Annotated in this window: 23 protein-coding genes; 9 read left to right on the forward strand and 14 right to left on the reverse strand. The window is 73.6% G+C overall.

From position 1 onward, the window contains the following. Nucleotides 1–14: 14 nt before the first annotated feature. A complete protein-coding gene (locus ACIRR8_RS31290; protein WP_404071179.1) occupies nt 15–4,748 on the forward strand; it encodes a HEAT repeat domain-containing protein in 4,734 nt (1,577 codons plus the stop codon). Between the two features lie 25 nt (nt 4,749–4,773). Here the strand turns inward: ACIRR8_RS31290 and ACIRR8_RS31295 are convergent, their stop codons facing one another. Then, complete coding sequence (locus tag ACIRR8_RS31295) at nt 4,774–5,361, reverse strand: DNA polymerase ligase N-terminal domain-containing protein (protein ID WP_404071181.1); 588 nt, start codon at nt 5,359–5,361, stop codon at nt 4,774–4,776. A gap of 304 nt (nt 5,362–5,665) precedes the next feature. Between ACIRR8_RS31295 and ACIRR8_RS31300 the strand changes: the two genes are divergently transcribed. Then, on the forward strand, nt 5,666–6,565 hold the full coding sequence (locus ACIRR8_RS31300) for a family 16 glycosylhydrolase (protein ID WP_404071182.1): 900 nt from the start codon (nt 5,666–5,668) through the stop codon (nt 6,563–6,565). Nucleotides 6,566–6,790: 225 nt separating this feature from the next. After that, on the forward strand, nt 6,791–7,783 hold the full coding sequence (locus ACIRR8_RS31305) for an aldo/keto reductase (RefSeq protein WP_404071184.1): 993 nt from the start codon (nt 6,791–6,793) through the stop codon (nt 7,781–7,783). 22 nt (nt 7,784–7,805) lie between these two features. On the opposite strand, the gene ACIRR8_RS31310 is transcribed toward ACIRR8_RS31305, so the two are convergent. The 3 genes from ACIRR8_RS31310 to ACIRR8_RS31320 form a co-directional block, all read right to left on the reverse strand. Further along, entirely contained in the window at nt 7,806–8,990 is a 1,185-nt protein-coding gene (locus tag ACIRR8_RS31310) for a serine/threonine-protein kinase (RefSeq protein WP_404071240.1), read from the reverse strand. A gap of 223 nt (nt 8,991–9,213) precedes the next feature. Continuing rightward, nucleotides 9,214–9,930: an HAD family hydrolase gene (locus ACIRR8_RS31315; protein ID WP_404071185.1), complete on the reverse strand. Its 717-nt coding sequence runs from the start codon at nt 9,928–9,930 to the stop codon at nt 9,214–9,216. A gap of 25 nt (nt 9,931–9,955) precedes the next feature. Continuing rightward, nucleotides 9,956–10,444, reverse strand: a complete 489-nt coding sequence (locus ACIRR8_RS31320) for an Lrp/AsnC family transcriptional regulator (RefSeq protein WP_404071187.1) — start codon at nt 10,442–10,444, stop codon at nt 9,956–9,958. Between the two features lie 227 nt (nt 10,445–10,671). Between ACIRR8_RS31320 and ACIRR8_RS31325 the strand changes: the two genes are divergently transcribed. Both ACIRR8_RS31325 and ACIRR8_RS31330 read left to right on the forward strand, forming a co-directional pair. Then, entirely contained in the window at nt 10,672–12,180 is a 1,509-nt protein-coding gene (locus ACIRR8_RS31325) for an FUSC family protein (protein WP_404071188.1), read from the forward strand. A 98-nt stretch (nt 12,181–12,278) separates the two neighbouring features. Then, nucleotides 12,279–13,331 (forward strand): lactonase family protein, encoded by a 1,053-nt coding sequence (locus ACIRR8_RS31330; protein ID WP_404071190.1) that lies wholly within the window; start codon nt 12,279–12,281, stop codon nt 13,329–13,331. Between the two features lie 116 nt (nt 13,332–13,447). Here ACIRR8_RS31330 and ACIRR8_RS31335 read toward each other — a convergent pair whose 3' ends face one another. The 4 genes from ACIRR8_RS31335 to ACIRR8_RS31350 form a co-directional block, all read right to left on the reverse strand. Further along, a complete protein-coding gene (locus ACIRR8_RS31335; protein WP_404071192.1) occupies nt 13,448–14,371 on the reverse strand; it encodes a sirohydrochlorin chelatase in 924 nt (307 codons plus the stop codon). Nucleotides 14,372–14,535: 164 nt separating this feature from the next. Then, nucleotides 14,536–15,615, reverse strand: coding sequence for an N-acetylglucosamine kinase (locus ACIRR8_RS31340; RefSeq protein ID WP_404071194.1), 1,080 nt, complete (start codon nt 15,613–15,615; stop codon nt 14,536–14,538). After that, nucleotides 15,612–16,289: a uracil-DNA glycosylase gene (locus tag ACIRR8_RS31345; RefSeq protein ID WP_404071196.1), complete on the reverse strand. Its 678-nt coding sequence runs from the start codon at nt 16,287–16,289 to the stop codon at nt 15,612–15,614. The genes ACIRR8_RS31340 and ACIRR8_RS31345 overlap by 4 nt, the downstream gene beginning before the upstream one ends. A 91-nt stretch (nt 16,290–16,380) precedes the next feature. Continuing rightward, nucleotides 16,381–17,466, reverse strand: a complete 1,086-nt coding sequence (locus ACIRR8_RS31350) for a WD40/YVTN/BNR-like repeat-containing protein (RefSeq protein WP_404071197.1) — start codon at nt 17,464–17,466, stop codon at nt 16,381–16,383. A gap of 232 nt (nt 17,467–17,698) precedes the next feature. On the opposite strand from ACIRR8_RS31350, the gene ACIRR8_RS31355 reads away from it, so the two are divergent. Next, nucleotides 17,699–18,415, forward strand: coding sequence for a cupin domain-containing protein (locus ACIRR8_RS31355; protein WP_404071199.1), 717 nt, complete (start codon nt 17,699–17,701; stop codon nt 18,413–18,415). A 19-nt stretch (nt 18,416–18,434) separates the two neighbouring features. Here the strand turns inward: ACIRR8_RS31355 and ACIRR8_RS31360 are convergent, their stop codons facing one another. After that, entirely contained in the window at nt 18,435–18,965 is a 531-nt protein-coding gene (locus ACIRR8_RS31360; protein ID WP_404071201.1) for a GNAT family N-acetyltransferase, read from the reverse strand. Nucleotides 18,966–19,132: 167 nt separating this feature from the next. On the opposite strand from ACIRR8_RS31360, the gene ACIRR8_RS31365 reads away from it, so the two are divergent. Both ACIRR8_RS31365 and ACIRR8_RS31370 read left to right on the forward strand, forming a co-directional pair. Continuing rightward, nucleotides 19,133–19,537 (forward strand): hypothetical protein, encoded by a 405-nt coding sequence (locus ACIRR8_RS31365; protein ID WP_404071203.1) that lies wholly within the window; start codon nt 19,133–19,135, stop codon nt 19,535–19,537. Between the two features lie 80 nt (nt 19,538–19,617). Continuing rightward, nucleotides 19,618–20,346, forward strand: coding sequence for a class I SAM-dependent methyltransferase (locus ACIRR8_RS31370; RefSeq protein ID WP_404071205.1), 729 nt, complete (start codon nt 19,618–19,620; stop codon nt 20,344–20,346). A 76-nt stretch (nt 20,347–20,422) separates the two neighbouring features. Here ACIRR8_RS31370 and ACIRR8_RS31375 read toward each other — a convergent pair whose 3' ends face one another. Together ACIRR8_RS31375 and ACIRR8_RS31380 are read right to left on the reverse strand one after the other, a co-directional pair. After that, nucleotides 20,423–21,838: an FAD-dependent oxidoreductase gene (locus tag ACIRR8_RS31375; protein WP_404071207.1), complete on the reverse strand. Its 1,416-nt coding sequence runs from the start codon at nt 21,836–21,838 to the stop codon at nt 20,423–20,425. A 90-nt stretch (nt 21,839–21,928) separates the two neighbouring features. Continuing rightward, nucleotides 21,929–22,621 (reverse strand): DUF305 domain-containing protein, encoded by a 693-nt coding sequence (locus tag ACIRR8_RS31380; protein WP_404071209.1) that lies wholly within the window; start codon nt 22,619–22,621, stop codon nt 21,929–21,931. Nucleotides 22,622–22,781: 160 nt separating this feature from the next. On the opposite strand from ACIRR8_RS31380, the gene ACIRR8_RS31385 reads away from it, so the two are divergent. Next, nucleotides 22,782–24,275 (forward strand): LVIVD repeat-containing protein, encoded by a 1,494-nt coding sequence (locus ACIRR8_RS31385; protein ID WP_404071211.1) that lies wholly within the window; start codon nt 22,782–22,784, stop codon nt 24,273–24,275. Between the two features lie 280 nt (nt 24,276–24,555). On the opposite strand, the gene ACIRR8_RS31390 is transcribed toward ACIRR8_RS31385, so the two are convergent. The 3 genes from ACIRR8_RS31390 to ACIRR8_RS31400 all read right to left on the reverse strand — a co-directional run bounded on the left by ACIRR8_RS31390 (nt 24,556) and on the right by ACIRR8_RS31400 (nt 26,607). Beyond that, complete coding sequence (locus ACIRR8_RS31390) at nt 24,556–24,735, reverse strand: hypothetical protein (protein ID WP_404071246.1); 180 nt, start codon at nt 24,733–24,735, stop codon at nt 24,556–24,558. A 90-nt stretch (nt 24,736–24,825) separates the two neighbouring features. Further along, a complete protein-coding gene (locus tag ACIRR8_RS31395) occupies nt 24,826–25,503 on the reverse strand; it encodes a phosphatase PAP2 family protein (RefSeq protein ID WP_404071212.1) in 678 nt (225 codons plus the stop codon). A 168-nt stretch (nt 25,504–25,671) separates the two neighbouring features. Next, complete coding sequence (locus tag ACIRR8_RS31400; protein WP_404071214.1) at nt 25,672–26,607, reverse strand: M56 family metallopeptidase; 936 nt, start codon at nt 26,605–26,607, stop codon at nt 25,672–25,674. Nucleotides 26,608–26,680 lie beyond the last annotated feature (73 nt).

Here is a 26,680-nt window from a genome sequence, read left to right on the forward strand (position 1 = left end):
TCTACGATCCCCGGGTGACCACACCTCCGCAGGAGCCGATCGAGGCCGCTCTCGTCCGCGCCGACGCCGGTCTTCTCGCCCGGCACCTCGACGCCCGGAGCTGCTCCCCGGAGCTGCTCGGCCGGCTGGTCCGCCACCGCGACCCCCGCGTACGCCATCTCGGCCTCGCTCTTCTCGCCGAGCGCACGAGCCCTCCGTACGCCGCCGGAACGGATCAACAGGCACTGCTGGCGCGTCTGTTGCCCGATGGCGCGGGGACCACGCCGGAGGAGTCCCTCGTCCTCGCGGAGCTCCACGGGCGGCTGCGGCGCGGCCATCGGCCGCTGCCCGACCGGCGTACGGGTGAGTGGCCCGCCCCGGTGCGGACCGCCTGGCTGCGGGCGGAGCTGCTCGCCGATCCCGCCGTCGCCCGTACCGAACCGGCCGGAGAGCCCCTCTACCAGGCCGTGCGCTCCATCGCCGTCCTGGACGCGCACCGACCCGAGCGGCTCGTCGCCGAACTGGCCGCCACCACGGATCCGGTGCTCCAGGACGAGGCGCTGCGTCTGGCGCGCGCGGGACTGCATGCCGGCCTCCTCGCGCCTGCCTCCGTGCGCGGGCTGCTGGTCCGGCTGCTCGACGCCCCGGACACGGGCGTGGTGAGGGCCGCGCTGCTCGAACTGGCCGAGCCGTGGGCGGTGGTGGTGCCGCTGGAATCGGCCGTGGTGCGTGGGCTGGTGGAGGCGTGGGGCCGGTACGCCCCGGCTGCGGGGAAGCCGTACGCGTCTGCGCTCCTCACCACAGCCGCTCGGCACGGCCACCGCGACCTGCTCCTGGACATCGCCGGTGACGTGACGGCCGACCCCGCCCCGCGTCGCCAGGCCGTCGAACTCCTCGGCGGCCTCGCGGAACGCACCGACATCGGCCGCCTCCTCAAGCAGGCCGCCGCCGATCCGCTGCTCTTCGCCGGACCCGTACTGGCCTGCCTGGGCGGTCTGCACCGGCGGGGCCACTTCCCGACGGTGCCGGACGTCGGACCCGTCCTCGGTCTGGCCCTGGCCGACCACACGATTCCGGCCGAGGACGTCGCCACCGTCCTCCACACCTGCCGCCGGGCGTTCTTCGAGGCCCTGCTCGACGCACCGCCCACCGCATCCGACTGGCCACGCCGCCTGGACCTCCTGGTCGCCCTGGCCGGGCAGGGCGCGGCCGACATCCCGGTGGGCGAGGCCGTGGCCCGGCTCCTGCCGGTCGTTGCCGCCCCGCGCGCCATCCTCGGCGCGATCCGGGTCCTGCGTCCCACGGCCGCCGAGGAAGCGGTACTGGCCGCGCTGCCCACGGCCCCCGTCGAGGCGCTGGCCGCGCTGGAGGCGATCGGCGGCGCCCGTACGGAGGCGGCGCTCGCCCGGGGGCTGGGCGTCGGGGAGTACGGGGACGACGTGGCCCGGTACGCCCCGTGGGCGGTGCGGGACCACGCGGGGATCGCGCCCGTCCTCCGTGCCGTACGCGGCCCGGCGCTGGAGCTCCTGTGGCACCTCACGACCGAGCCCGCCCGGCGCCGCCGCCTCCTCGCCCGGCTCGACCCCGCCGACCTGCCGCCCCGCATCGCGGCCGACCTCGGCGCGCCCGACGAGCGGGAACTCGCCGTCCTCCGCTCCCGCCCGGACGAGGCCGACCCCGTGGCAGCGCTGCTCCGCACCGCAGAACACGCCGGCACGGCGACCCTGCCCCTCGTCGCCGACCTCCTCCTCCGCGTCGCAGGCGACCTCGGCGCGTCCGAGCAGCCGCCCTCGGCCCAGGAGCGGCGCCGCCGATCACGTGAAGAGGGACTGCGCCCCCACACCTCACGCCCGCCCGGAGAGCCCGAACTCCCCGACGCCGTCCTGGCCGCCGTCCAAGCCCTCGGCCGCCGCCTCCACGCACGATGCCGGATACGGCCCGTCTGCCTGCTGGACGCCGAGGACGCCTCCGCGGCCGGCCACGCGCTCCTCGCCGCCACGGTGCTCGACCTGGTGGACCGGCCCGGCACGACCGGTGCCGAGCAGGCCGTACTGCTCAAGGCGTTGCTCCGGATCCCCGCCGCCCCGCACACCCGGCCCCGGGTGCACCGCCTGCTGCGCAGCCGCGATCCGCACGTACGCAAGCACGTCATCGCCCTGCTCGCCCACGACACCTCGGGCAACGACGCGCGGGCCCTGTCCGCGACGCTGCTCCCGCTCACCGCGTCGCCGGACATCCGGACCGTACGGCAGGCACTCCGGGCACTCGGGGCGGCGCGGGCCGACCGGTCGGCCGAGGCGGTGGCCGCCTGTCTCGGCCATCCGAACATGAACATCCGGAAGACCGCCGCCGAGACCCTGGTCCGCGCGGGCTCACCCGCCGCCGTGCCGCACCTCCTGCGGCGGCTCGGCAGCGACGACAACCCCGGCCTGCGGGACGCTCTGACGCGGGCGCTGCGGGCCGTTCTGGGCGAGGCGTACGCGGCCACGCTCCTCGCCGCCGCCGAGGAGAGCCGGGACGAGCGGGCCCGCAGGCTCCTGCTGGCGGGTCTCGACGGCGTACCCTCGGCGCGTTCGGTGCTCGCCCTGTACGCGCAGAACTCACCGGTCGCGCCCGCTCTGTTGGCGCTTGTCGCCGACGGCGGGGTCCGCCTCTCCTCGGGTTCCGTCCAGGATCTGACGGAACCGCTGGCGGCGATGGGCCTGCTGACAGTTCGTCAAGATGACTGCGGGCGAACGGTCGTGGCCGATCCGGAGGTGTCGGACCTGCTGCGCGGCGGCTGGGACCCCGTCTCCGCCTTGCGGATCGCGCACCGAGCCGTACCGCCGGATCCCGCCTTGGCTCGCGAACGCCCCGAACTGCGCACCCAGTTGGGCCGCTGGTTGGCCCTGGCGGACAGTACCGCGCCGGTGCGTCTCCGCCTCCGCCTGCTGTGGTGCGCGCTGCGGCTGTGCCCGGCCCCGTGGACGACCGAAGAGGTGGCGGTCCTCGGGCGGTACGCGGGGACGGTGGCCGAGGCGTTCGAGGAGGCCGTGGGCGGCGGAGGACCCGAGGAGTGCGCGGTGGAGCTGCTCGACGCGGTGGACGCGGTCGAGCCCGCGCTGTCCGCCGTGCAGCGCTTCACCGTCGTGGAGCGACTGCGTGCGCTCCGGCACGTGCCCTCCGTCTCTCCGGCCCTGACGCTCTCCCTGCTCCGGCGGTGCGGGGCGGTACTGGTCCGGGCCGACGTCGACCGGGCGCTCGCCGCCGCCCACCTCGGCCCCGACCCCTGGCGGACCGCGCCGGACGTGCTGCGCGAGGCCTTCGGCGTACCGGAGGCGGCGGCCGGGGTGCCGGCCGGCGGGCGCGAGGTGTTGCGGGAGGCCGTGCGGACGTCCGGTGCGCTGGCGGAGTTCCGGCGGAGCGGCGTCGACGGTGTTTTCCGGGGTGCCACCGGCGTACCCCGCTCCCGGCAGTTGCTGCACGCGCTCATCGAGGCCTACCCGGCCGCCGGGCCCGACGTACGCGGTCCGGTCCTCGACTGGATGACCGCACTCCAGCCCCTCGGCGCACCGCCATGGACGGTCGCCGAGATCCGCACGGAATCAACTCCGCCCGTTCGGCTCGACGAACCGGACCAGCCGCACTCGTCCGCCCGGCAGGAACTGCTTCTGGCCATGCTGGAGGCAGACGATCCGGACCGCCGGAACGCCGCCGCCCGGGTCCTGGCCGGCCGGCCGGAGCCGGAGGTGGCGCTGGCCGTGGTCCGTGCGTATCTGCGCGGCCGCGTCGAAGGGGCTCCCGACGCCGCTGTCGACCGCCTTGCTCGTACGCCGGCGGGCCTGGATGCGGTGGAGCTGTGCGCCGAAGAGGTGCTGCCGGAGCGGGCGTTGCGGTGCGCGGGGCGGCTGCGGCCGTGGGACCTGCCGCCGCTCGTCCCGATGCTGCTGGACCGGTGGCAGCACGGTCCGCCCGCCGTGCACGCGGCCGCCCGTGAGGTGCTGGACCGGGTGCCCGCCGATGCCTTGGCGCAGGTGCTCGGCCCGCGCGTCGAGGCGGGCGACCACGGCCTCCTGGACCTGCTGGCGGGCCGCCCCCTGCTGCGTACGCCCGAACTCGACCTCGTGCGGCGGCGGTTGCGCGACGAGGGCCGTGACGCCCTGGCCGACCGCCTCGTCCTCGTGGCCGGACCCCTGCGCGGGCCGGACGCCGAGGCGGAGGACACCGCCGCGCTGAACGCCCTGCGCGCCCCCGCTCCGGCCGCCCCGGCGGTCCACCGCCCGGCCCTGCCGGACCTGCTCGACCTGGCCCGCACGGGCGCGCCCGAGCAGATCCGCCGCGCCCTCGGTCGCCTCGTCGAGGAACGCACACCGGCGCCCGGCGGCGCATCGGACCCGGCGCTGCACGCGGTGATCGAGGAGCTGCTGCGCCACCCGCGAGCCGGCGTGCGCCTGCACGCCCACCGGGCCTCGCGCGCCCTCCTGGACCGGGCCGACCACGCCCGGTCGACGGTGATCCTGCTCTCCGACCCGCTCCCGGACGTGGTGCGCATGGCGGCGCGGACGCTCGGCCGCGCGGGGTGGGAGCCCGCGCTGCCGGAGCTGGTCCGGCTCCTCGGCCATCCGAAACCGGTGGTCCGCACCGCCGCGCGGGAGGCGGTCACCGGCTTCGGCCCGGCGGCTCTCCCCGTACTGCGCCGGGCCGTGTCGCATGCCCGGCCCGACCGGCGCCCGCTCTACGCGGACCTCCTGGCCCGGCTGGCGGACCCCGACGCCGACCCGGGAGCGTAGACAGCGAAGACGTACGACTTCGCCCTCAGCCCCCCTCGCCCCGTGCCGCCGCCACCGCCACCTGGTGCAGCGTCCGTCCCGTACGCGCCGATCTGGCGTGGTACGGATCCGGCGAGCCCGGCCGGTCGCGCACGGCGAGGCGGTCGTTGGCCTTGATCAGCAGCCACGCCTCCCGGCCGCCGCTCTCCGGCTCGTCGCCCACCCGGAAGCGGGTCAGCGCGAACTCGCCGTGCAGTTTGGACCCGTGGAGCCAGAACGTGGCATGGCCGAGAGCGAGCGACTCCGCGAAGGGGACCGCGTCGCCCTCTCCGTCGTGGCCGAGCGGCTCGTAGGTGCCCTGGTCCCAGACGATGACCGTGCCGCTGCCGGACTCGCCCCGCGGAATGACCCCCTCGAACTCGCGGTACTCCAGCGGGTGGTCCTCCGTCTCCACGGCGAGGCGGCGGTCGCTCGGGTTCTCCGACGGGCCGCGCGGAACCGCCCAGGACTTGAGTACGCCGTCGACCTCCAGGCGGAAGTCGAAGTGCAGGCGTCGCGCGTCATGGATCTGCACGACGAAGTGAGGCCGTGGCACGCCGTCGAAACGGGGTCCCGGTACGCCGTTGTCCCGCATGCCGTGCTCCCTCCGCCCGGACCGCCCGGTGCCGCGGCGCTGTCCGGTGCGGCTCGGCCGCGCCGCCGGGTCGGTGTCTCCACTCTGCCGCTGCCCGGAGGGAACCGCACGGCGGGGCCTGCCGCGTTCAGATGCATATGCCAAAGGAATAGTCCGTTCGCCCTTCGGTCTGGACCAGGTTATTGACGGCTCCTGCGGCACTCCCTTAAATCAAGAAGTGAAATATGCGCCCGAGGTGTTCGCCCCAACCGTTCACCTCTCGGTGTCGATCTGTCATGCACATGTCCCCCCACGAAGCGATGTGATGACCTTGCGCCACCCGCACAAAGCCGTGCCCGCCCGCTCCCGGCGCCGCCGCACCGCCCTCTACGCGGCCTCCCTGCTCTGCTGCTCCGCCCTCCTCGCCACCCTGCCCGGCGGGGCCTCCGCGGCGCCCGGATCCGCCGCCGCGCCCGGCCCGGCCGCCGTCACCTTCGAGGACACCTTCGACGGGCCGGCCGGCTCGGCGGTCGACGGCTCGAAGTGGCAGCTGGAGACCGGCGACAACGTCAACAACCACGAGCGCCAGTACTACACCGGCGGCAACAGCAACGCCGCCCTCGACGGCCAGGGCAACCTGGTGATCACCGCCCGCAAGGAGAACCCCGGCAACTACCAGTGCTGGTACGGCACCTGCGAGTACACCTCCGCCCGGCTGAACACGGCCGGCAAGTTCGCCGCCGCCTACGGGCACGTCGAGGCCCGGGTCAAGGTCCCGCGCGGCCAGGGCATGTGGCCCGCGTTCTGGATGCTGGGCGACGACTTCGGCAACGTCGGCTGGCCGCAGAGCGGCGAGATCGACGTGATGGAGAACGTCGGCTTCGAACCCGGCACCGTCCACGGCACCCTGCACGGACCGGGCTACTCCGGCGCCGAGGGCATCGGCGCCGGCTACACGCTGCCGAACGGTGAGGCCTTCGCCGACGACTTCCACACCTTCGCCGTCGACTGGGCACCCGACTCCATCACCTGGTCCGTCGACGGCAACGTCTTCCAGCGGCGCACCCCCGCCGACCTCGGCGGCAAGGAGTGGGTGTTCAACAAGCCCTTCTTCCTCATCCTCAACCTCGCGGTCGGCGGCTTCTGGCCCGGTGACCCCGACGGCTCCACGCCCTTCCCGTCGCAGCTCGTCGTCGACCACGTCCGCGTGACCACCAGCGACTGACCGCCGGATTGCCGCCGGCGGTCCGCACGGACGAGAGACGCGGCCCGCCGGCCGCGGTGAACCAGCAGCCCCGGTGCCTGTACGCGGGGTCCTCCACGCACAGGCGCCGGCCCCCACCCCGCTCGGCCTGACCCCTGCCCGGCCGAGGGCGGCCCACGGACGGTGGACGGCGGCAGAGGTGCTCCTGCCGCCGCCCACCACTCTTCGCGGGAGAAGCGGAATAACATGATCCTTATGGAACAGCGCACACTCGGCAGGACCGGCCGTGACGTCTCGGTCGTCGGACAGGGCACCTGGCAGCTCGGAGGCGACTGGGGAGAGGTCGGGGAGAGCGACGCCTTCGACGTCCTCGACGCGGCCGTCGACTCCGGCGTCACCTTCTTCGACACCGCGGACGTGTACGGAGACGGCCGCAGCGAGCAGCTCATCGGCCGCTACCTCAAGAACCGCCCGGACGCGGACGTCTTCGTCGCCACCAAGATGGGCCGGCGCGCCGACCAGCTCCCGGAGAACTACGTCCTGGACAACTTCCGTACCTGGAACGACCGATCCCGCGCCAACCTCGGCGTCGACACGCTCGACCTCGTACAACTGCACTGCCCGCCCACCGCCGTCTACTCCTCCGACGCCGTCTACGACGCCCTGGACACCCTGGTCGACGAGCAGCGGATCGCCGCCTACGCGGTGAGCGTGGAGACCTGCGCCGAGGCGCTGGCCGCCATCGCCCGGCCGGGCGTCGCGAGCGTGCAGATCATCCTCAACCCGTTCCGCCTCAAGCCCCTGGACGAGGTCCTTCCGGCGGCCGCCGCCGCGGGCGTCGGCATCATCGCGCGGGTCCCGCTCGCCTCCGGGCTGCTCTCCGGCAAATACACCAAGGACACGGTCTTCGGCCCCGACGACCACCGCACGTACAACCGGCACGGCGAGGCGTTCGACCAGGGCGAGACGTTCTCCGGCATCGATTTCGCGACCGGGATCGCGGCCGCCGCCGAGTTCGCCGAACTGGCTCCCGAGGGCGCCACTCCGGCGCAGACCGCGCTGCGCTGGATCATCCAGCAGCCCGGCGTGACCAGCGTGATCCCCGGCGCACGCTCGGTGGAACAGGCCCGCGCCAATGCGGCGGCCGCCGCTCTGCCGCCGCTGCCGCAGGCCACGCTGGACGCCGTACGGGAGCTGTACGACCGGTCCATCCGCCCGGCGGTCCACGACCGCTGGTAGCTGGCTGAGGGGCGGGCGGGACTCAGTCGTCCTGCTCGTCGTCCTCTTCCCGCTGCTGCCCCTGCCCCCGCTCCGGCTGCTGTCCGCCGTCCTGGACCTCCTGCGAGGCCGGTCCGGAGGGGGAGGGGCCGGGGGTGTCGGCCGAGCTGGAGTCCGGGGAGAACAGGATCATCCCGAGGTAGACGGCCGCCAGGAAGGTCGCCGTACCCGCGATGGCGCTCGCCACCCTCGGCCGCCGCCGGATCGCCTCCCGCGTACTGCGGCGACGGGCCGGCGCGGACCGGGAGGCGGCGGACCTGACCGTGGTGGAGCGGGACGTGGTGGAGCGTCTTCGGCCGGTGGGCTGCGGCAGTCGGTACGTCGACGGGCCCGCGGGCGCCGCCGGTGCGGACGGCGAAGGGGCGGGGGCGGCGCGGCGGGAGGCGGGCTTCGGCAGGGCCTCCGGGCGGCCGCGCCAGGCGTCGGTACGGAACCAGTCGGAGACCTGCTGCGCGGTGGGCCGCTCCTCGGGCTTCTTGGCCAGCAGGCCGAGGAGGTACGCGTCGAAGGCGGCCGAGATGTCGACGCCGCGCTGCCGTAGCGGGACCGGCGGCGTGTCGACATGCTGGTACAGCGTGGCGGTCGCCGTGTCGGACTTGAACGGCGGCTGCCCGAGCAGCAGTTGGTAGACGACGCAGCCCAGCGAGTACATGTCGGACGCGGAGTCCGCCGTACGTCCCAGAGCCCGCTCGGGCGCCAGATAGAGGCTGGTGCCCACAATGTGACCGGCCGTCGTCAGCGCGGTCGACGGGTCGTCGACGAACTGGGCGATGCCGAAGTCGCCGATCTTCACCGAACCGTCCGCGTCCAGCATCAGGTTGCCCGGCTTGATGTCCCGGTGGACGATGCCCTGGCGGTGCGCGGCGGCGAGACCGGCCGCCGCCTCACCGGCGATCCGCGCGACCTGCTCGGGGTGGACCCGTTCCTGGGCGGCCAGCAGATCACCGAGGCTCTGCCCCTCGACCAGCTCCATCACCAGGAAGAACCGGTCCTCCCAGGCCCCGAAGTCGAAGACGGCCACCAGGTGCGGGTGGCTGAGGCGGGCGGCGGTCTGGGCCTCCAGCCGGAACCGGGCGGTCGACGAGGCGTCCGCCTGGTCCCCCAGCAGCAGCTTCACGGCCACGGCGCGGCCCAGCACCTCGTCCGCCGCGCGCCACACCTCGCCCATGCCGCCACGGCCGATGGGGGATATCAACCGGTACCGACCAGCTACCAGCACCTGTTCACCTAACTCGAATCGTGGCCCGCTCCGACTGCCGGTCCATCGCGCGGCGGCCTGCCCCCAAAAGGGCGCTGCACGGCGGAGTGAACGACATGATCAGGATATCGGTCCGCGGAGCCGCCGGTGGCCGACGGCCCTGTGCCGAGGCCCGGCTGACGGCCCGGCACCTTCAGGATCCGCTCCCCGGTCCGGCCCCGCCGAGCAGCCAGTCGTACGCGGCATCCGCCGTGAAAGCCGGCGGGCCCGCCGCGAACAGCAGATCCGCTCCCTCGAACGCCGGGTCGGAGGCGGTCGCGGGCACATAGGGAATCGCGATGCACCGCATCCCGGCGGCGTGCGCGGCCGCGGCCCCGGGCGGAGCGTCCTCCAGCACCACACACCGCGCCGGCTCCGCCCCCAGCCGCCGGGCCGCCTCCAGGAACACATCCGGCTCCGGCTTCCCGTGCGCGACCTCCTCGGCGGAGACGTACAGCGGGATGGAGGCGTCGAGCCCCGTTACCGCGAGCACCGCCGCGATCGCGGCCCGGGACGAGCCGGAGGCCACCGCCATCGGCACCCCTGCGGCGTGCAGGCGCTCCACGAGGACCCGCATCTGCCCGAACACCTCGGTACCGGCCCCGGCCAGCTCCAGGTACAGCGCGTTCTTCCCGGCGAGCAGTTCGTCGACCGGGGCGTCGATCCCGTACTCGGAGCGCAGGGCGGTGAGGGTCTCGCGGGTGCCGATCCCGATGAAGCGGGTGTGGTCCTCCCAGCCGAAGTCGTGCACCCCGTACCGGGCGAGCAGCCGGCGCCCCGCCTCGTAGTAGTTCGGTTCGCTGTCCACCAGCGTGCCGTCGAGGTCGAAGATCACATGGAGGCCGGATCGCGAGGTCATGGCCTCCAGCATGCCGCAGCCGACGCGCCGGGTTGCCTCACGTGCCGGTCCGGCCGCCCGCCGTCCGCCCCACGGATTCGACCAGCGGCAGCACCCGGTGCGCCACCCGCTCGCGCAGCGCCACGTCCGTCCGCGTCCGGACCACACCCGGCAGCTGGATCAGCCGCTGGATCACGTCCTCCAGATGCCCGTTGTCCCGCGCCACCACCCGGGTCAGCAGATCGCCGCCGCCGGTGGTCGAGAACGCCTCGATGATCTCGGGCACGGCCGCCAGCGCGTCGCCGACCTCCACCAGGTGCCCCTGCGTGACCTCCAGATGGACGAAGGCGAGGACGGGGTGGCCGAGGGCGGCGGGGGAGAGAGTCGGTCCGGAGCCGGTGATGACCCCGTCCCGCTCCAGCCGGTCGAGCCTGGCTTGCAGGGTGCCGCGGGCCACTCCGAGGATGCGCGCGTACTCCCGCACGCTGGTACGCGGCTGCTCGATCAGCAGGCGCAGGATCCGGGTGTCGAGAGCGTCCACGGCCATGGTCCGTCGGCCTCCTTCTGGTCCGAGTGGTCCGTTGGCATCCCTTTGGCCCACTGATCCGGTCAAGAACTATGCCATTGGACCACTGCATTCGGCCTCGTTTGATCCATGGAACCTCAGGATGCTCTGATACTCATGTCGATGGCGCTGCGGACTTCCGCGGCGCCTTTTTCATGCCGAGCGCGCGGAACCCACCGGTACCCCGGGGGACGCGGAAGGGGAGCAGTGTGCTGAAGCGGGTGTTCGTGGCGCCGGACCCGGGCCGGGTCCGGCTGCGGTTCGCGAGCCGGGCCGTCCTCGGGATCGCGCTCGCGGTCGCGCTGTGCGGACTCGTCGGGCACTCGCTCACCGCCGCCATCACCGGTGGCCTCGCCGCGCTGCTCGCCCTCTTCACGGTCACCGACGCCACGGTGCGGCAGCAGGCCGTCACCACCGCACTGCTCCCGGTCGCCGGGCTCCCGGTCCTCGCCGTCGCCGCCGTCCTGCACGACCAGCCCGTCGCCCGCGACCTCGTCTTCCTCGCGGTCATGGGCGCGGGTGTCTACGCGCGGCGCTGGGGACCGCGGGGGCACTCGCTCGGTGTCTTCGCGTTCATGACCTTCTTCGCCGCCCAGTTCCTGCACACGGTGCCGCAGCAGCTGCCCGAGCTGTACGCCGCGGTCCTGCTGTCCGTCGCCGCCTCCTCCACCGTCCGCTTCGGCCTCTGGTGCTACGAGCGGCGGCTGCCCGCCGTGGCCGTGCCCACCGCATCGGAGGGGCGCGGGCTGGCCCGCGTCACCACCCGGCAGGCGGTCCAGGCCACCGTGGGCGGCGCCTTCGCGCTGGGCCTCGGCCAGGTCCTCTCCGACCAGCGCTGGTACTGGGCGGTCGGCGCCACCTGGTGGGTGTTCGTCAACACCGCTTCACGCGGCGAGACCCTCGTGCGCGGCTTCCGCCGGGTGCTGGGGACCGTGATCGGCATCGCCGCCGGCTTCTTCGTCGCCATCCCGCTCGACGGCGCCGGTGCGCCGACCGCCGCCATCGTCGCGGTGAGCGTCTTCGGCATCTTCTACACGGCGGCGGTCTCCTACAGCTGGATGATGTTCTTCGTGACCGTCATGGTCGGCGTGCTCTACGGCGTCCTGGGCGTCCTGGACGCCTCCCTGCTCTGGCTGCGGGTGGCCGAGACCGCCGTCGGCGCGCTCGGCGCGGTGCTCGCCGTGCTGGTGATCCTGCCCGTGACGACCCACGCCGTCACCGACGCGTGGATCCGCAAGGCCCTGCGGTGCGTCCACGCCTGCGCGGCCGAGGCCGCCGAGCGCCTGGCCGGCTCGCACACCGCCGACCCCGGACCCCGGGTCGCCGAGCTGGAGGTGCTGCTCGGCCGGGTCCGGCTCTCGCTCGCCCCGCTGGTGCACCCGCTGAGCCCGCTGAAGGCCCGTAGGACGCGGGCACGCCAGGTGCTGGCCCTGCTCGACGACTGCGTACGGGAGGTGCGCGGCCTGGCCTCCATCGCCGCGGACCCGGCCGCCTCGCACGACGCCCGGCTCTCGGCCGCCTGCTCCCGGGTGGAGGAGGCGGTGGAGGAGCTGCTGCGCCAGGAGAGCCGGGAGGAGCGGGGAGCCGTGCGCGCGGGCGTACAGCCGGGAGCCGCCGTGGACCACCCGGCCCTGGCCCACCTGCACGGCCTGGAGCGGGCGCTGGCCGACCTCGCCACACCGCTGCACAGCTCGCCCCGGGCCCCGATCGCCGCCTGAGTCCTCGGTGACCGCCTTGCCGATTGGTCCAGACCTGAGGCGGACTGCCTGCTACCGTCGGCCGGAAGATCACGGCGACGCGGGATTGGGGTAGTGCGATGGGCGGCAGCAGCACCGGGCGGGCATTCATGGGGTCGTTCACCTCGGCGGGCGGCCTCGGCGTCACCGTCGCGGAGGTGGACCGGAACACCGGGGCGCTGACCGTGCTCGGCTCCTCCGACGCCGTGCCGGACCCCTCGTTCCTCGCGCTCGGGCCGGGCGGAGAGGTCCTGTACGCGGTCGGCGAGTCCGCCCCGGGCGCCACCGCCGCCTTCGACGTCAGCGGGGACGTACCGGCCCTCCTGGGACCCGTACGCCCGGTCCTGGCGGACGGCCCCACCCACCTCGCGCTCGCCGCGGGCCACCTGCTCACCGCGAACTACGGATCCGGCAGCGTCACCGCCCTGCCCGTCCTCGCCGACGGAACGCTCGGCGAGGTCGCCTCGGTCGTCCGGCACGAGGGCGGCGGCCCCGACAGCGAACGCCAGGAGGGCCCGCACGCCCACCAGGTGCTGCCCGACCCCTCCGGCCGCTGGGTGGTCAGCGTGGACCTCGGCACCGACTCCGTACGCGTCAACGCCCTGGACCCCGCCACCGGCGCGCTGGAACCGCACGGCGAGACCGCCCTGCGCCCGGGCACCGGCCCGCGCCACCTGGCGTTCCATCCCTCGGGCCGCTACGCCTACGTGCTGAACGAGCTGGTACCGGCCCTCACCGTCTGCCGGTGGGACGCGGAGGCGGGCCGGATGGAGCCGCTGGGGGAGGTTCCGGTGCTGCCCGAGGGTGATCCCGGCGGCTCCGTGCGGGCCTATCCCTCCGAGGTGGTCGTCGCGTACGACGGGCGCTTCCTGTGGACCGCCACCCGGGGCCACGACAGCATCTCGGTCCTCACCCTCGACGAGACCGGCGAGAAGGCCGCCCTGGTGGCCACGGTCGGCTGCGGCGGCCGCTGGCCCCGCGACCTCACCCTCGACCCGAGCGGCCAGTGGCTGTACGCGGCCAACGAGCACTCCGGGAACGTCAGCTGGTTCGCCGTGGACGCCGGGACGGGCGTCCCGCAGCACGCGGGCTCGGTGGAGGTCCCCGCGGTCTCCTGCGTCGTCCTCGGCTGAGCGGAGACGTATCGGGGGCCGTACCCGCCAACGCGCGGAAGCCGCGGTCCGGAACGGGGAATCCTCCGTTCCGGGCCGCGGCCTCCGTACGCCGCTACCGCCTCCGTGGGCCCGCGTCAGTGCGCCTGGGCGCCCTGCGGGGTCGCGGGCGTGATGCCCAGCGCCGTGGCGTACAGCGACAGCACGAGCTTGCCGATCGCCGGGTAGGCGCCCAGCGGCTCGGCGGTCGCGCAGCCCGCCTCCTTGGCGGCGGCGTCCAGCAGACCGGGGTCGACCTCCGGGCCCACCAGGTACGGCGCCAGCGCGAGCTGCGCCGAGCCGGAGCCCTGGAGCTGCTGCGCGATCGAGGCGACCGAACCGTCCACGTCCAGCGCGGCGGCCATCACCGGCACGGCGAGCCGGGCGGCCAGCAGCATGCCGGTGATCCCGGCGGCCTGTACGGCCTCCTCGCCGCCCACCGTGGCCAGCACGATGCCGTCGGCGGCGGTGGCGACGGTGAAGAGCCTCGCCCGGTCGGCCCGCGCCAGTCCGGCCTCCGACAGCCGTACGTGGAGGGCCTCGGCGAGCAGCGGGTGCGGACCGAGCACGTCGGTCAGCTCCACCTGCGTACCGCTGTCCATCGCGGCCTGCCGTATCCGCCGGATCAGCGCGGCGTCGGGGCCCGCGAGCAGCGGGACCACGACGGAGGCAGGACCGGTGGGCTCGGCAACCTCCCGGCCGACGGCGACGGCCTGCTCGTAGCGCTGCACGCGCTCGGCGGCGGAGTGGGTGAGAACGGTGGCGAGGGACGGGTACTCGGCGTCGTCCCCGTCGAGATAGCCGATCCGGGCGTTGAGGCCGGGCAGCTCGGAACGGGCGATGCTGATCACCTCTTCGGCCAGAGCGCGCGAGGCCGAGGAGGGGGTACCGGGAACGGCGAGAACGAGCGCGGCAGCGCCCTCAGGTGCGACCACGGGCTCCGGGCGGCGGTGCCGTCCGGACTGGCGAGGTCGCGGCATTCGTACAGGCAGGCCGGAAGCGGGCCCAGTGGGGGTGCTCATGGCGCCGCATGCTACTGGTTTTGGCTGCCCCTCTGTTCGGGGAGGGTCCGGTCGAGCGTTAACTATCCGCTTATGTCCGATGAGTGGCGTACCGGTGAAGTGTCCCTGTCTGTCGGCCTGTCCGCCGCCCCGCTCGCCACCCCGTCCGCCGGTACGGGACCGGGTCAGGGTTCCCCGTCCCGTACCGCCGCTCCCACGCTCCCGGAAGGCTCGCCTCCGGCCTCCACGAACAGCATCGTCGGGTGGTGCGGCAGCCGCAGACCGTCCCGGGCCAGAGCGCGCGCGATCCGGAGTGCGCCGGTCAGCGGATCGCCCGTCCCTGTGGTCACCCGCGCCGACGGAACCAGCCGCGCCAACTCCTCGCGCACCGGCCCGATCAGTGGCTCGCCTATCCGGAACAGCCCACCGGTCAGGGCTACTTCGCAACCGCCGTCGGCCTCGGCGCCGGCCGCCGGACAGACGGCCGCCGCCGCTTCGGCGATGCGGATGCCCGCCTCCCGCAGAATGCCCGCCGCGACCTCGTCCGCTCCGGCGCACGCCGCCACCTCCGGGGCGAAAGAGGCGAGCACGGCCGGGCGGTCGGAGCGCGGATAGAGCAGTCCGGGCAGCCCCTCGGCGGGACCGAACACGGCGTGCAGCCGGGCCAGCAGCGCGGCGGAACCGCCGCGCCGGCCGTCGTGGGCGCGCATCGCCGCTTCGAGCCCCGCCCGGCCGATCCACGCGCCGCCGCCGCTGTCACCCAGAAGATGACCCCAGCCGTCGGCCCGCCGCCACGCCGTGAGGTCCGTACCGAGCGAGATCAGGCCCGTGCCACCCGCGACGACCGCCCCGGGACGCTGTCCCACCGCGCCCGCGTACGCCGTCACCGCGTCGGCGGCCAGCGCCATCCGGCGGACTCCCAGCGCCGCCGCGAGCGCGCCGGGCAGCTCCGCCCGCAACCGTCCGCCGAGCGTGGCCATTCCGGCGGCCCCGATCGCCAGCGAGCCGATCACCGCCGGGCCCTCGCCCGGTCGCTCACCACCGGCCCGCTCCAGCAATGCCGCCGCCGCGGGCAGCAGTTGCTCCAGCAGATGGGCCGCGTCGATCCCTCCGGCCATCGTCCGCACCGGCTCGGCGCAGACGGCCGTGAACAGCGGCCCGTCCACGTCCACCCGGCCCAGCGCGACCCGCAGCCCCGACCCGCCGGAGTCGACCCCGAGGACGTACGCCTCGGAGGTGGCCGCAGAGGGCGGGCCGTCCGTCACGGCAGGCGCCAGTCGACCGGCTGCGCTCCCTGGCGCTCCAGCAGCTCGTTGACGCGGCTGAACGGCCGCGAGCCGAAGAACCCGCGGTCGGCCGACATCGGCGAGGGGTGCGAGGACTCGATCGCCGGGAAGTCACCCAGCTGCGGACGGAGATTGCGGGCGTCGCGCCCCCACAGGACCGACACCAGCGGTGTGCCCCGGGCCACCAGCGCCTTGATCGCCTGCTCGGTCACCTCTTCCCAGCCCTTGCCCCGGTGCGCGGCGGGCCGCCGCGGCGCGGTGGTCAGCGCCCTGTTCAGCAGCAGCACCCCCTGCCGGGTCCACGGTGTGAGATCCCCGTTCGACGGGCGGGGCAGGCCGAGGTCCGCGTGCAGCTCCCGGAAGATGTTCTCCAGGCTGCCCGGCAGCGGCCGGACATCGGGCGCCACGGCGAAGCTCAGCCCGATCGCGTGCCCGGGGGTCGGATACGGATCCTGGCCGACGACGAGGACCCGCACCTCCTCGAACGGCTGCTGGAACGCCCGCAGTACGTTGGCCCCTGAGGGCAGGTACGTACGTCCTGCGGCGATCTCCGCGCGGAGGAAGTCGCCCATAGCGGCGATGCGTTCAGCGACGGGTTCGAGGGCATCGGCCCACCCCGGCTCCATGACTTCTTTCAACGGTCGTGCTGCCACGCGCCGCACTCTACTGGTGATACGACCACTCCGATCAACTGCCGTCGGACCGGAGCCGTGCGGACCGGAGCCGTCGTCCCCGCCCGGCCGCTCAGCCGATGGCCACCGCCCTCACACAGAGCACGTCCGGCAGATGCGAGGCGAGCAGCTGCCAGCTGTCGCCGTCGTCCGCGCTCGCGTACAACTCGCCGTTGCGATTGCCGAAGTAGATCCCGGCCGGGTCCGCGTCGTCCGTACAGAGCGCGTCGCGCAGCACCGTGCCGTAGTGCTCCCCGCCCGGCAGGCCCACCGTGAGCGGCTCCCAGGTGTGCCCGGCGTCGCGCGTCCGGAAGACCCGGCAGCGGTGCTCCGCCGGGACCCGGTCGGCGTCGGCGTTGATCGGGAAGACATATGCCGTGTCGCCGCGGTGCGGGTGCGCCACTGCGGCGAAGCCGAAGTCGGACGGCAGGCCCGCGCCGATGTCGCTCCAGCTGTCGCCGCCGTCGTCGCTGCGGAAGACGCCCCAGTGGTTCTGGAGGTAGAGCCGGTCCGGGTCGGCCGCGTCCCGGGTGACCTTGTGGACGCACTGGCCGAACTCCGGGTCCGGATCCGGCAGGAAGACCGCCGAGACTCCCTTGTTCGCCGGCTCCCAGCTCTCCCCGCCGTCCTTCGTCCGGAACACGCCCGCCGTCGACACCGCGACCGTCACCGCACGCGGGTCCCGCCGGTCGGTGAGGACGGTGTGCAGCCCCTCCCCGCCGCCGCCCGGCTCCCACTTCGACCGCGTCGGGTGCTCCCAGAGCGGGCGGACCAGCTCGAAGGACTCGCCCCGGTCCTCGGAGCGGAACAGCGCGGCGGGCTCGGTGCCCGCGTAGACCACGTCCGGTGCCTCCGGCCCGGCCGGCTGCAACTGCCAGACCCGCTCCAGCGAGGCCCCGGTGAACTCGGGGAACTTCACCGCAGGCCGCTGCGGCTCGACCCAGCTCTCGCCCAGGTCGTCGGAGTGGAAGACGGACGGCCCCCAGTGCGCGCTGTCGCCGCCCGCCAGCAGCCGGGGCGTGGCCCCGCGGGTGTCGATGGCCACCGAATAGATCGCCTGCGCGTTGAAGTGCGGCCCCTCGATCTTCCAGTTCCCCTCGTGCCTGCGGCCGATGAAGAGACCTTTGCGGGTGCCCACGGTGAGGAGTACGTCGGTCATGGTCGAGACCTCCCGAAACGCCGTTGTGCCGGATGTCAGCCAGTCTGCACCCGACCACTGACAGCGGCTCGCGCACGCGCCCGGCGCGGCCGCCGACCGACCCGGCGCGTCCCGGCGCCCGCACGCTCCCTTGACCGTCGTCCGGCGGCGGCTCTAGCGTTCTCCTGCCGTAGAAAGCGCTTACGGTCTTCTGTCGCGCCCCGACACCTTGCGTCCCGACCTTGGAGCACCCGTGGTGACCTTCGAAGGACTGCCCGGCGCCGTCGCCGTCTCCCACCTCACCGTCTACGACTGGCCCGCCGCCGACGGCCAGCGCGGCGGCACCCCGCACCTGCACCTGACCTGCTCCGAGGGGTACGTGGTGGTCGGTGGCAGCGGCTCCGTACAGACCCTCACCGCCACCGGTTTCCGGCAGACGCCGCTGGCGCCCGGAGCGCTCGTCTGGTTCACGCCGGGCACCATCCACCGGCTGGTCAACGAGGACGGGTTGCGCGTCGTCGTCCTCATGCAGAACAGCGGGCTGCCGGAGGCCGGTGACGCCGTCCTCACTCTGCCGCCCGCCCTCCTCGCCGACCCGGACGCCTACCGCGCGGCGGCCGCCCTGCCACCGGAGGGTACGGAGGCGGCGCAGGAGCGGGCCGCGCGCAGCCGGAGGGACCTCGCCGTCGAAGGGTTCCTCGGCCTGTGCGAGGCGGCGGAGGCGGGCGATCCGGAGCCCCTTGCCGCCTTCCACCGGGCCGCCGCCACGCTCGTCCGGTCCCAGGCCGCGGAGTGGCGCGCCCGCTGGGAGCGGGGAGCGGTCCTGGCCGCCGCCGCGACCGCCGCCCAGATCGACGCGCTGGAGCGCGGCGAGTGGGGCCAGCTGGCCGGGGCCCGGGTGCGGGAGCAACGACCGGTGGAACGCGGGAGGTTCGGCATGTGCGGCCGGCTGGACGTCTACCAGGTCTGAGCGGCGGGCGCTTGGACGTCTACCGGGCCTGAGCGGCGGCGGGGACGGAGACGCGGGTGCGGGTGAGCAGCCGGGTGGTGCTGCCGTCGTCCTCCTGGATGTCCCGTACGTGGACGAAGCCGATCCGGCCCAGCACGGCCAGCGATGCGGCGTTCTCCGCTGCCACGGTCGCGTGCACCTCCGTCAGCCCGAGGGTGTCGGAGCCGTGCGCGACGAGAGCGAGCGCCAGCTCCGTACCGAGACCACGGCCCCAGGCGGAGGGGGCCAGCGCGTAGATGATCTCGTGGCCGCCGGAGGCCTCGGTCGGCTTGATCTCGGCATGGCCGACGAGCCGGCCGTCGGCCTTGACCGCCCAGACCTCGAAACGGTTCTCGGCGTAGACCTTGGTGAAGATCCGGCCGAAGAGCGCCCGGTCCTCCTCCTCCGTGGACGGCCCGTCGCCCATCCACCGGGAGACCGAGGTGTCCTGGAACAGGGCGACGAATTCCTCCTCGTCGGCGGGCGTGTACGGGGTGAGCTGTAGGCGGTCGGTACGCAGCAGAGGGTTCACAGGGGGTGAAGCTATGGGCGGCCCGCCCGCCGACACAACCGAATTCCCCTGGTCAGCGGTCTTCGGTGCAGCTGAGATGCTGGAGAAGCACACACCACAGCGGCACACACCACAGCGGCACACACCACAGCGGCACGCACCACCGGACCGGGCACGAGGAGCAGGCGATGGGCAGCGGGATCACGGACGCCGACGGTCACGACGTGCCGGTGGCGGTGACCCCGGGCGGGGCCGGACCCGACCCCCGTGTCTCCGTAGCGCTGTCGCCTCCGGCGGGTGAGCTGCGCTGGTCGTGCACTCCGGCCGCCGCCCGGGAGCTGGCCGCCGCGCTGGTCCGGGCGGCCGAGGAGACGGAGAACGCACCCGGCGAGGAGCCTGTCGTCGTGGTGGCGGGCGAGCTGCGCCGCGGGGACGTACGGGACGGGGCGAGGGCCATGACCGTGGACGGCGTACGGACCGACGGCTCCACGGCCCACATCACCTGGAAGGCGCCCACCGGCCGCGCCTGGACCCAGAGTTACGACGTCAACGCCGCGATCACACTCAGGCGCCGGCTGCCCGGCACCCGCTGAGCCTTCCGCACCTGCCGCGATGCCGCCGGGAGCGGCGACTCCGGTCCCGGCCCGCCGGTGATCTCGCTAGGCTGGCCGCGATGTTCACCAACCAGGGCCCGACCCTCCGCGAACTCGCCGTCCAGGCGCTCTCGTCGACCGAGCGCGGCTACGACCTCCTCGCCCCGAAGTTCGACCACACGCCCTACCGGACCCCGGACCGCGTCCTCGACAGCGTCACCCGCGCGCTGGAGCCGCTGGGCCCCTTCGGCACCGGCCTCGACGTCTGCTGCGGGACCGGCGCGGGCGTGGGCGTGCTGCGGCGGGTGTGCCGGGAGCGGGTGGCCGGGGTCGACTTCAGCGCGGGCATGCTCGCCGAGGCCCGTGCGGCGCTCCCACCGATGGACGGCGGACCGCCGGTCGACTGGGTAAGGGCCGACGCCTTGGCCCTCCCGTTCGCCCCGGCTTTCGATCTGGCCCTGAGCATCGGCGCGTTCGGCCATTTCCTGCCCGCCGACCGCTTCGGGCTCTTCGCCGAGGTGTACGGGTCGCTCCGGCCGGGCGGCCGGTTCGTCTTCCCGATCGGGGCTCCGCCGGCCGTGGGGTCGCGCGCCTACTGGTCGTTCCTCGGCTTCGACGCGGCGATGCGGGTACGGAACGCCCTGTGGCGGCCGAAGTTCATCATGTACTACCGCACGTTCCGGCTCTCCGACGTGCTCGACGACCTCACCGACGCCGGGTTCACCGTGCGGCTGATGGCCCTGAACGACCTGGGCCGGCGGCCCGACGGCGCCCCGCGCGCCCGTCTGGTGGTGGCGACCCGCCAGTGACTGGAAGGCTCACGCTTCCGACCCGGGAGATCCCGGGCGGCTCATGCCGCCGGGCCCGGGATGGCGCAGGAGGGTTTCACCCCTCCTCGTCCCGCGCCGCCGCCAGCAGCCCCTGCCAGTCCGGGATCTTCACCGGCCCCCTTCCCAGCGAACGCCCCAGGGCCGCCTCCGCGCGCTCGATCGACAGCCAGCCGTCCCACGTGACCGGCTGCTGCCCCCAGGCCCGCAGTACCGCCACCGGATCGTCGGCGGCGGGCCGCAGGGCGAGCAGCGGTGCGTCCTCGATCAGCGAGGCCACGGTCTCCTTGGCGCAGGACCGGTTCGAGCCGATCACCCCGGTCGGCCCGCGCTTGATCCACCCCGCCACGTACGCCCCGGGCGAGGGCGCTCCGTCCCGCAGGACCCGCCCCGCCGCGTGCGGCACCGTCCCGCGCACCGGGTCGAACGGCAGACCGGGCAGCTCCACGCCCCGGTAGCCGACCGCCCGCAGCACGAGCTGGGCCTCGACGTCCTCGTACGTACCGGTGTCCCGCACACCCCCGGCACCGTCCGGAGCCGTACGCGCGAACCGCACCCTGGCGACCCGCCCGCCGCGCTCCAGCAGTTCGACCGGCCGCAGGAAGAACCGCAGCCGGATCCGGCGTACGACATCGGCCACGCCGGATTCCCCAGGCACCGGCCCCGCAGGTTCCCCAGGCACCGGTCCCGCACGCTCACCACCCGCCGCCCAGCCGCGCAGCACGTCCAGGTTGCGCCGTACGACCGCGGGCAGGGGCAGCCCGTCCGGGGCCGCGTACGCCGGGTCCAGGGCCAGGTCCGCCGGGTCGACGACGATCCGGGCGCCGGGCAGCGCTCCCAGCTCCCGTAGCTCCTTGGTGGTGAAGCGGGCCTGGGAGGGGCCGCGCCGGCCCGCGATGAGCACTTCGCGCACCCGGCTGCCGGCGAGCGCGCCGAGCGCGGCCCTCGGCACATCGGTGGCGCGCAGTTCGTCGGCGCCGCGCGCCAGGATCCTGGCCACGTCGACCGCCACGTTGCCGACGCCGATCACCACGGCCGAGCGGGCCCGGAGCGCGAAGTCGTCGGGGGCGATGTCCGGATGTGCGCTGTACCAGGAGACGAACCGGGTGGCCGAGAAGCTCCCCGGCAGATCCTCGCCCGGCACCGCCAGCGGCCGGTCGGCGGCGGCTCCGACGCAGTAGACGACCGCGTGGTACAGCTCCGCCAGCCGGGCCGGAGGGACGCCGTCCGCGCCGCCGATCTGCACATGGCCGACGAAGGTGACCCGCTCGTCCTCCAAGACGGCCCGCAGGCTGTTCTGGAGCGACTTGATCTTCTCGTGGTCGGGAGCGACCCCGTACCGCACCAGGCCGTACGGGGTCGGCAGCCGGTCCAGGACATGGACGCGGACATCGGGCACGAGCGACTGGTTCAGCAGGGCCTGGGCGGTGTAGACCCCGCTCGGGCCGGAACCGACGACGGCGACTCGGAGCACGGCGCACCTCTTCCCGGAGGGTGCTTCCAGCATCGCACCGACGGCCGGGACACGGGCTGTCCCACGGCCGTGTGCGGGACGCCGCGGTCCTCACGTCATCAGCGCCCGCATCCGGTTGATCTCCACGGTCTGCTGGGCGACGACGTCGCTCGCCATCTCCTCGACGAACACGTCGTTCCCCTCGGTGAGCGCCTCCGTCGCCATGGTGATCGCTCCCTGGTGGTGGGTGATCATCAGCTCCAGGAAGAGCGTGTCGAAGGCCTTGCCCTTCGCCGCGCGCAGCTCCTTCAGCTGTGCCTCGGTCGCCATACCGGGCATCCCGGCGTGGTCGTGGCCGTGGTGCTGTGCGCGGTCCTCGCCGCCGTTCTTCTTCAGCCACCCTTCCATCGCGCCGATCTCCGGCTTCTGGCCCGCCGATATGCGCTCGGCGAGGTTCTTCACGGTCGTGGCCGAGGCGCGGTCCGGGGCCAGCTCGGTCATCACCAGGGCCTGGGCGTGGTGTTCGATCATCATCTGCGCGTAGCGGAAGTCGGCGGAGTTCGCGGTGTCCCGGCTCACCTCCTTCGCCGCCTCCTCGGCGGTGAGTGTCCGGTTGGGCTCACCCGGCCTGCCGGGGGCCACCACGCCGGGACCGGTCTCCTTGGCTGCGGCCGGTTTCGAATCGCCGCCGTCGCCGTCGCAGCCGCCCAGGACGAGGACGGCGGCAACCACCGCCGCCGCGAGGACGGTTGCGCGCGGACGGGCGGACTGGCGGTGGATCAACACGGCGACCTCCTGTGTCACACGGGGGTGTTGCAGACCGTTCCTAGCACGCCCGCACGGGGGCAAAGATCAAAAACTTCATTACGTCTCTGTTGCCATCTGTTGATGTGTACATGTGAGGGACGATACTGCCGGGGTCCGAGAACCGTTCGAACCACGAACGGATACAAGGGAGGACACAGTGATCTCGTTGCACACCACCCACGTGCGGCGCAGACGCCTGGGCGTGGCGGCAGCCGCGGCCGGGCTCTTCGCCGCGCTGCTGACGGCCGCACCCGCGGCGGCGACGCCCGACCCGGGCGACGCTCCGGCCGAACGCGGCTCCGTGACCACCAGTCAGCAGGCCGAAGCCCGCGCCGCCATCCGCGGTGGAGAGATACCCGGCGTGGACGAGATCGTCCACAGCTCCAACATCAAGCATCTGACGAACGTCCCGAAGGGCGCCCTGAAGGGGCTCAACACGGACCTCGCGTTCCAGGGCAAGTACGCGTACGTCGGCAACTACGACGGTTTCGTCATCTACGACATCAGCAACCCGAAGAAGCCGAAGACGGTCTCCGAGGTCCTCTGCCCCGGCTCGCAGAACGACATCTCGGTCTCCGGGAACCTGCTGTTCCTGTCCACCGACTCCTCGCGCAGCGACGACTCGTGCTCCAGCACCACCCAGCCCGCCACGGAGAAGTCCTCCTGGGAGGGCATGAAGATCTTCGACATCAGCAACAAGCGCCACCCCCGGTACATCGCGGCCGTCGAGACCGCCTGCGGTTCGCACACCCACACCCTGGTGCCGGACGGCAAGAAGAACATCTACATCTACGTCTCCTCCTACTCGCCCAACGAGGCGTTCCCCGACTGCCAGCCGCCGCACGACGGCATCTCCATCATCAAGGTTCCGGTCGACAAGCCGCAGAAGGCCAAGATCGTGAACTTCCCGGTGCTCTTCCCGGACGGCGGCAACCCGGGAGCGCCCACCAACCCGGGCGTCACCAAGACATCGGGCTGCCACGACATCACGGTCCTGCCCTCCAAGGACCTGGCCGCCGGTGCCTGCATGGGTGACGGCATCCTGTTCTCCATCAAGGACCCGGAGCGCCCGAAGATCATCGACCGGGTCCAGGACAACGTGAACTTCGCGTTCTGGCACTCGGCCACCTTCAACCAGGGTGCGAACAAGGTGGTCTTCACCGACGAGCTCGGCGGCGGTGGCGCGGCCACCTGCAACGAGCAGATCGGGCCGAAGCGCGGTGCCGACGGCATCTACGACATCGTGGGCAAGGGCGACCAGCGCAAGCTGGTCTTCCGCAGCTACTTCAAGATCGACCGCCACCAGGCCGACGTCGAGGTCTGCGTCGCCCACAACGGCTCGATCATCCCGGTCAAGGGCAAGGACCTGATGGTCCAGGCCTGGTACCAGGGCGGCATCTCCGTCTGGGACTTCACCAACTCGGACAAGCCGAAGGAGATCGCGTTCTTCGAGCGCGGCCCGGTCACGCTCGACCAGGTCACCACGGCCGGGCCCTGGTCGGCGTACTACTACAACGGTCACATCTACTCCAGCGACATCGCCAAGGGCTTCGACGTGCTGAAGCTGACGGACAAGCGCACCGATCCGGCGGCCAAGGTCAAGCTGGACGGGCTCAACGTGCAGACGCAGCCGGACTACTTCGCCCGCTGACCCGTCGGCAGGAGAGGTCTTCGTCCCGCGCTCCGAGGGCCGGCGTCCGCCGGGCGGTACCTTCCGCCCGGCGGACGCCGGCCCTCGCGCGTCGCCCGTGCGCGTGTCGTGCGGGTGCGTATGTGTGCACGTGTGCGCCGGAGAATATTCATTGACCGATGAGCCGGGCCGGGACATGCTGTATGCCGCGCCTGGATCCGGCGACGCGGGGGATCGCCGGAGTCAGGCGCTTTTGCCTGGTACCGGCTTCCGGGCCCGGCCGGGACGGTGGGTCCTCGGCTCAGGCAGGGGTACGGGCGTTGCCGCCGGTCGCGGCGGCCCACTCCACGAGCAGGCGCTGGTACTCGGCCTCGTCCTGCGGGGACAGGTAGCCGCCCGAGCGCTGCCACAGGCCGCGGATGTCCGCGTTGACCTCTGTGGCGGAGCGCGTGGAGACGGACGACGACGACATCGGGGACATGGATACAAGGCTACGGCCCCGATCCGATGATCCGACCCCTTGTGGGACGGGATATCCCTCACACAGCGGGGGTTCGGGACGGGATATCGGTCACACTCCGGGCTCCGGCGCCCGGCGGGACACGCTCCGGGCGTAGCCGGCGACGGTGAACGCCACCACCGCCAGGCCCAGCAGCACCCCGCCCACCACATCGGTCAGCCAGTGCACCCCGAGATACACCCGGGTCACCGCCACGCCGATCACCGAGACCACCGCCACGGCCACCGCACCGCCCCAGAGCGCCGGACCCGCTCCATACAGCCGCAGCAGCCACAGGAGCAGCCCGCAGCTCACCGCGGCCGTCATGGCGTGCCCGGAGGGGAAGGCCGCGAAGTGGGCGCTGTCCACCGGGTCCGGCCAGCGGGGGCGCTCACGGCCCACGGCGGCCTTCACCCCCTGCGAGAGGAGGGAGCCGAGCAGACTGGCGGCGGCCACCCACAGGGCGAGGAGCCGTGCGCCGCGCCACCACAGGGCGACTACGGCCACCGCGACCAGCAACCGCATCGTCCACGGGTCCCAGAACCAGTCCGTCAGGACCCGGTTGACGTGGACCAGCCCCGGCTCGGCCACCGCGTGCCGGTGCAGGGAATCGGCGACCGTACGGTCCAGAGCCATCAGAGGCGGCCACTGCGCCGCGACGAGGACGAGCACCACGAGGAACAGGGCGATGCCCGCGCCTCCGGCGATCAGGGGGGCGGGCGAGGGGAGGGGGGTGCGAGGGGAGCGCATGGCCCGATACTCGCGGACACCCGTACCGTGTGGCCAACATCGAGCGGCGAGTTCTTCTCGGTGCGGCCGGCCCGGAGTACGGAGTTCCCGGCCCGTGCGGCCGTCTCCGGGCGCCGGACCGCGGCCCCGTGGCCAGGGCGTGTCCGGTGGATCAGGGCCGCACACGCCCTAACCCAGAGCGCGGAGCCCCGGTACGAACGCCACCACCACCGGGACCACCGGGACCAGCGCCGCCGCTGCCGTCAGGCGGAGCCGGCGGCCTGCCGTCAGGCGGTCGACCGGGGTCAGCAACCGGTTGACCCGGAGGGGGACTTGGGCGTCCGGGGTGGGGCAGGGGCCGAAGACGCCGCGGTCCTCGTTGAGCCCGACCAGGGCCAGCGCGGTCGTCAGCCGGCCGAAGCGGCGCGAGGCCACGTCGTCGGCGGCCAGCTCCACCAGCCGGTGCATCTCGTCCCGGAACGCGGCGAACACCGGGATCTGCGGGAAGCCGATGGCCAGCGCCGACGAGCAGTGCAGCAGCCAGTCGTGCCGGGCCTGCGCGTGGCCCTGCTCGTGGGCGAGCACGGCGTCCAGCTGACGGCCCTTCAGCCGGCCGAGAGCGGCGGTGGTGATGACCAGTTGAGGCGCCGCGCCGGGCAGCCACCAGGCATCCGGGCGCTCACCCTCCAGCACCACGAGACGATCGGCGCCGGGTTCCTCGCCCGGCATCAGCGGAGAACGGACCAGCAGCTCCGCCCGGCGCTGCTTGCGGCGCCGACGCGCGCGCCGGATCTCCCGCAGCAGCATCGCGCCGCTCCACAGGCCTCCCAGCGCCAGCAGCACCGCGATCACCGCCGACCAGGGCCCGTACGCGGCCAGTGCGTACGCCTCGACCACGGCGTGCGGAGCGGGCGCGAAGACATGGCCGCGCACCGCCTGCCAGGCGGCGGCCGCGCTGAACGTCATGGAGAGCGCGAACGACATGAGTACCCCGGCCACCACGCACTGCCACACCCACAGCGCCACCACCGGCTCCCGCTCCGGCCACCGGGCCCGGGCCATCAGGCGAGGGGTCACCAGAGCGGTCAGTGCACCGAGCAGCAGCAGCGCGAGGGAGACCAGCATGGAGCCAGCCTATGAGGGGCGGGCGACTCACCGGTACGGCTGCGCCCGGCAAGTGACGTAGACCACGGTTCGC

This window comes from Streptomyces sp. NPDC101178, assembly GCF_044767965.1.
Classification (GTDB): Bacteria; Actinomycetota; Actinomycetes; order Streptomycetales; family Streptomycetaceae; genus Streptomyces.

Excerpts from the sequence above, each read along its gene's own strand:
- ACIRR8_RS31295 (WP_404071181.1), bottom strand. The coding sequence starts at position 5,361 with ATGCGGGACAACGGCGTACCGGGACCCCGTTTCGACGGCGTGCCACGG.
- ACIRR8_RS31300 (WP_404071182.1), top strand. The coding sequence starts at position 5,666 with ATGACCTTGCGCCACCCGCACAAAGCCGTGCCCGCCCGCTCCCGGCGC.
- ACIRR8_RS31305 (WP_404071184.1), top strand. The coding sequence starts at position 6,791 with ATGATCCTTATGGAACAGCGCACACTCGGCAGGACCGGCCGTGACGTC.
- ACIRR8_RS31310 (WP_404071240.1), bottom strand. The coding sequence starts at position 8,990 with ATGGGCGAGGTGTGGCGCGCGGCGGACGAGGTGCTGGGCCGCGCCGTG.
- ACIRR8_RS31315 (WP_404071185.1), bottom strand. The coding sequence starts at position 9,930 with ATGCTGGAGGCCATGACCTCGCGATCCGGCCTCCATGTGATCTTCGAC.
- ACIRR8_RS31320 (WP_404071187.1), bottom strand. The coding sequence starts at position 10,444 with ATGGCCGTGGACGCTCTCGACACCCGGATCCTGCGCCTGCTGATCGAG.
- ACIRR8_RS31330 (WP_404071190.1), top strand. The coding sequence starts at position 12,279 with ATGGGCGGCAGCAGCACCGGGCGGGCATTCATGGGGTCGTTCACCTCG.
- ACIRR8_RS31335 (WP_404071192.1), bottom strand. The coding sequence starts at position 14,371 with ATGAGCACCCCCACTGGGCCCGCTTCCGGCCTGCCTGTACGAATGCCG.
- ACIRR8_RS31350 (WP_404071197.1), bottom strand. The coding sequence starts at position 17,466 with ATGACCGACGTACTCCTCACCGTGGGCACCCGCAAAGGTCTCTTCATC.
- ACIRR8_RS31365 (WP_404071203.1), top strand. The coding sequence starts at position 19,133 with ATGGGCAGCGGGATCACGGACGCCGACGGTCACGACGTGCCGGTGGCG.
- ACIRR8_RS31370 (WP_404071205.1), top strand. The coding sequence starts at position 19,618 with ATGTTCACCAACCAGGGCCCGACCCTCCGCGAACTCGCCGTCCAGGCG.
- ACIRR8_RS31390 (WP_404071246.1), bottom strand. The coding sequence starts at position 24,735 with ATGTCCCCGATGTCGTCGTCGTCCGTCTCCACGCGCTCCGCCACAGAG.
- ACIRR8_RS31395 (WP_404071212.1), bottom strand. The coding sequence starts at position 25,503 with ATGCGCTCCCCTCGCACCCCCCTCCCCTCGCCCGCCCCCCTGATCGCC.
- ACIRR8_RS31400 (WP_404071214.1), bottom strand. The coding sequence starts at position 26,607 with ATGCTGGTCTCCCTCGCGCTGCTGCTGCTCGGTGCACTGACCGCTCTG.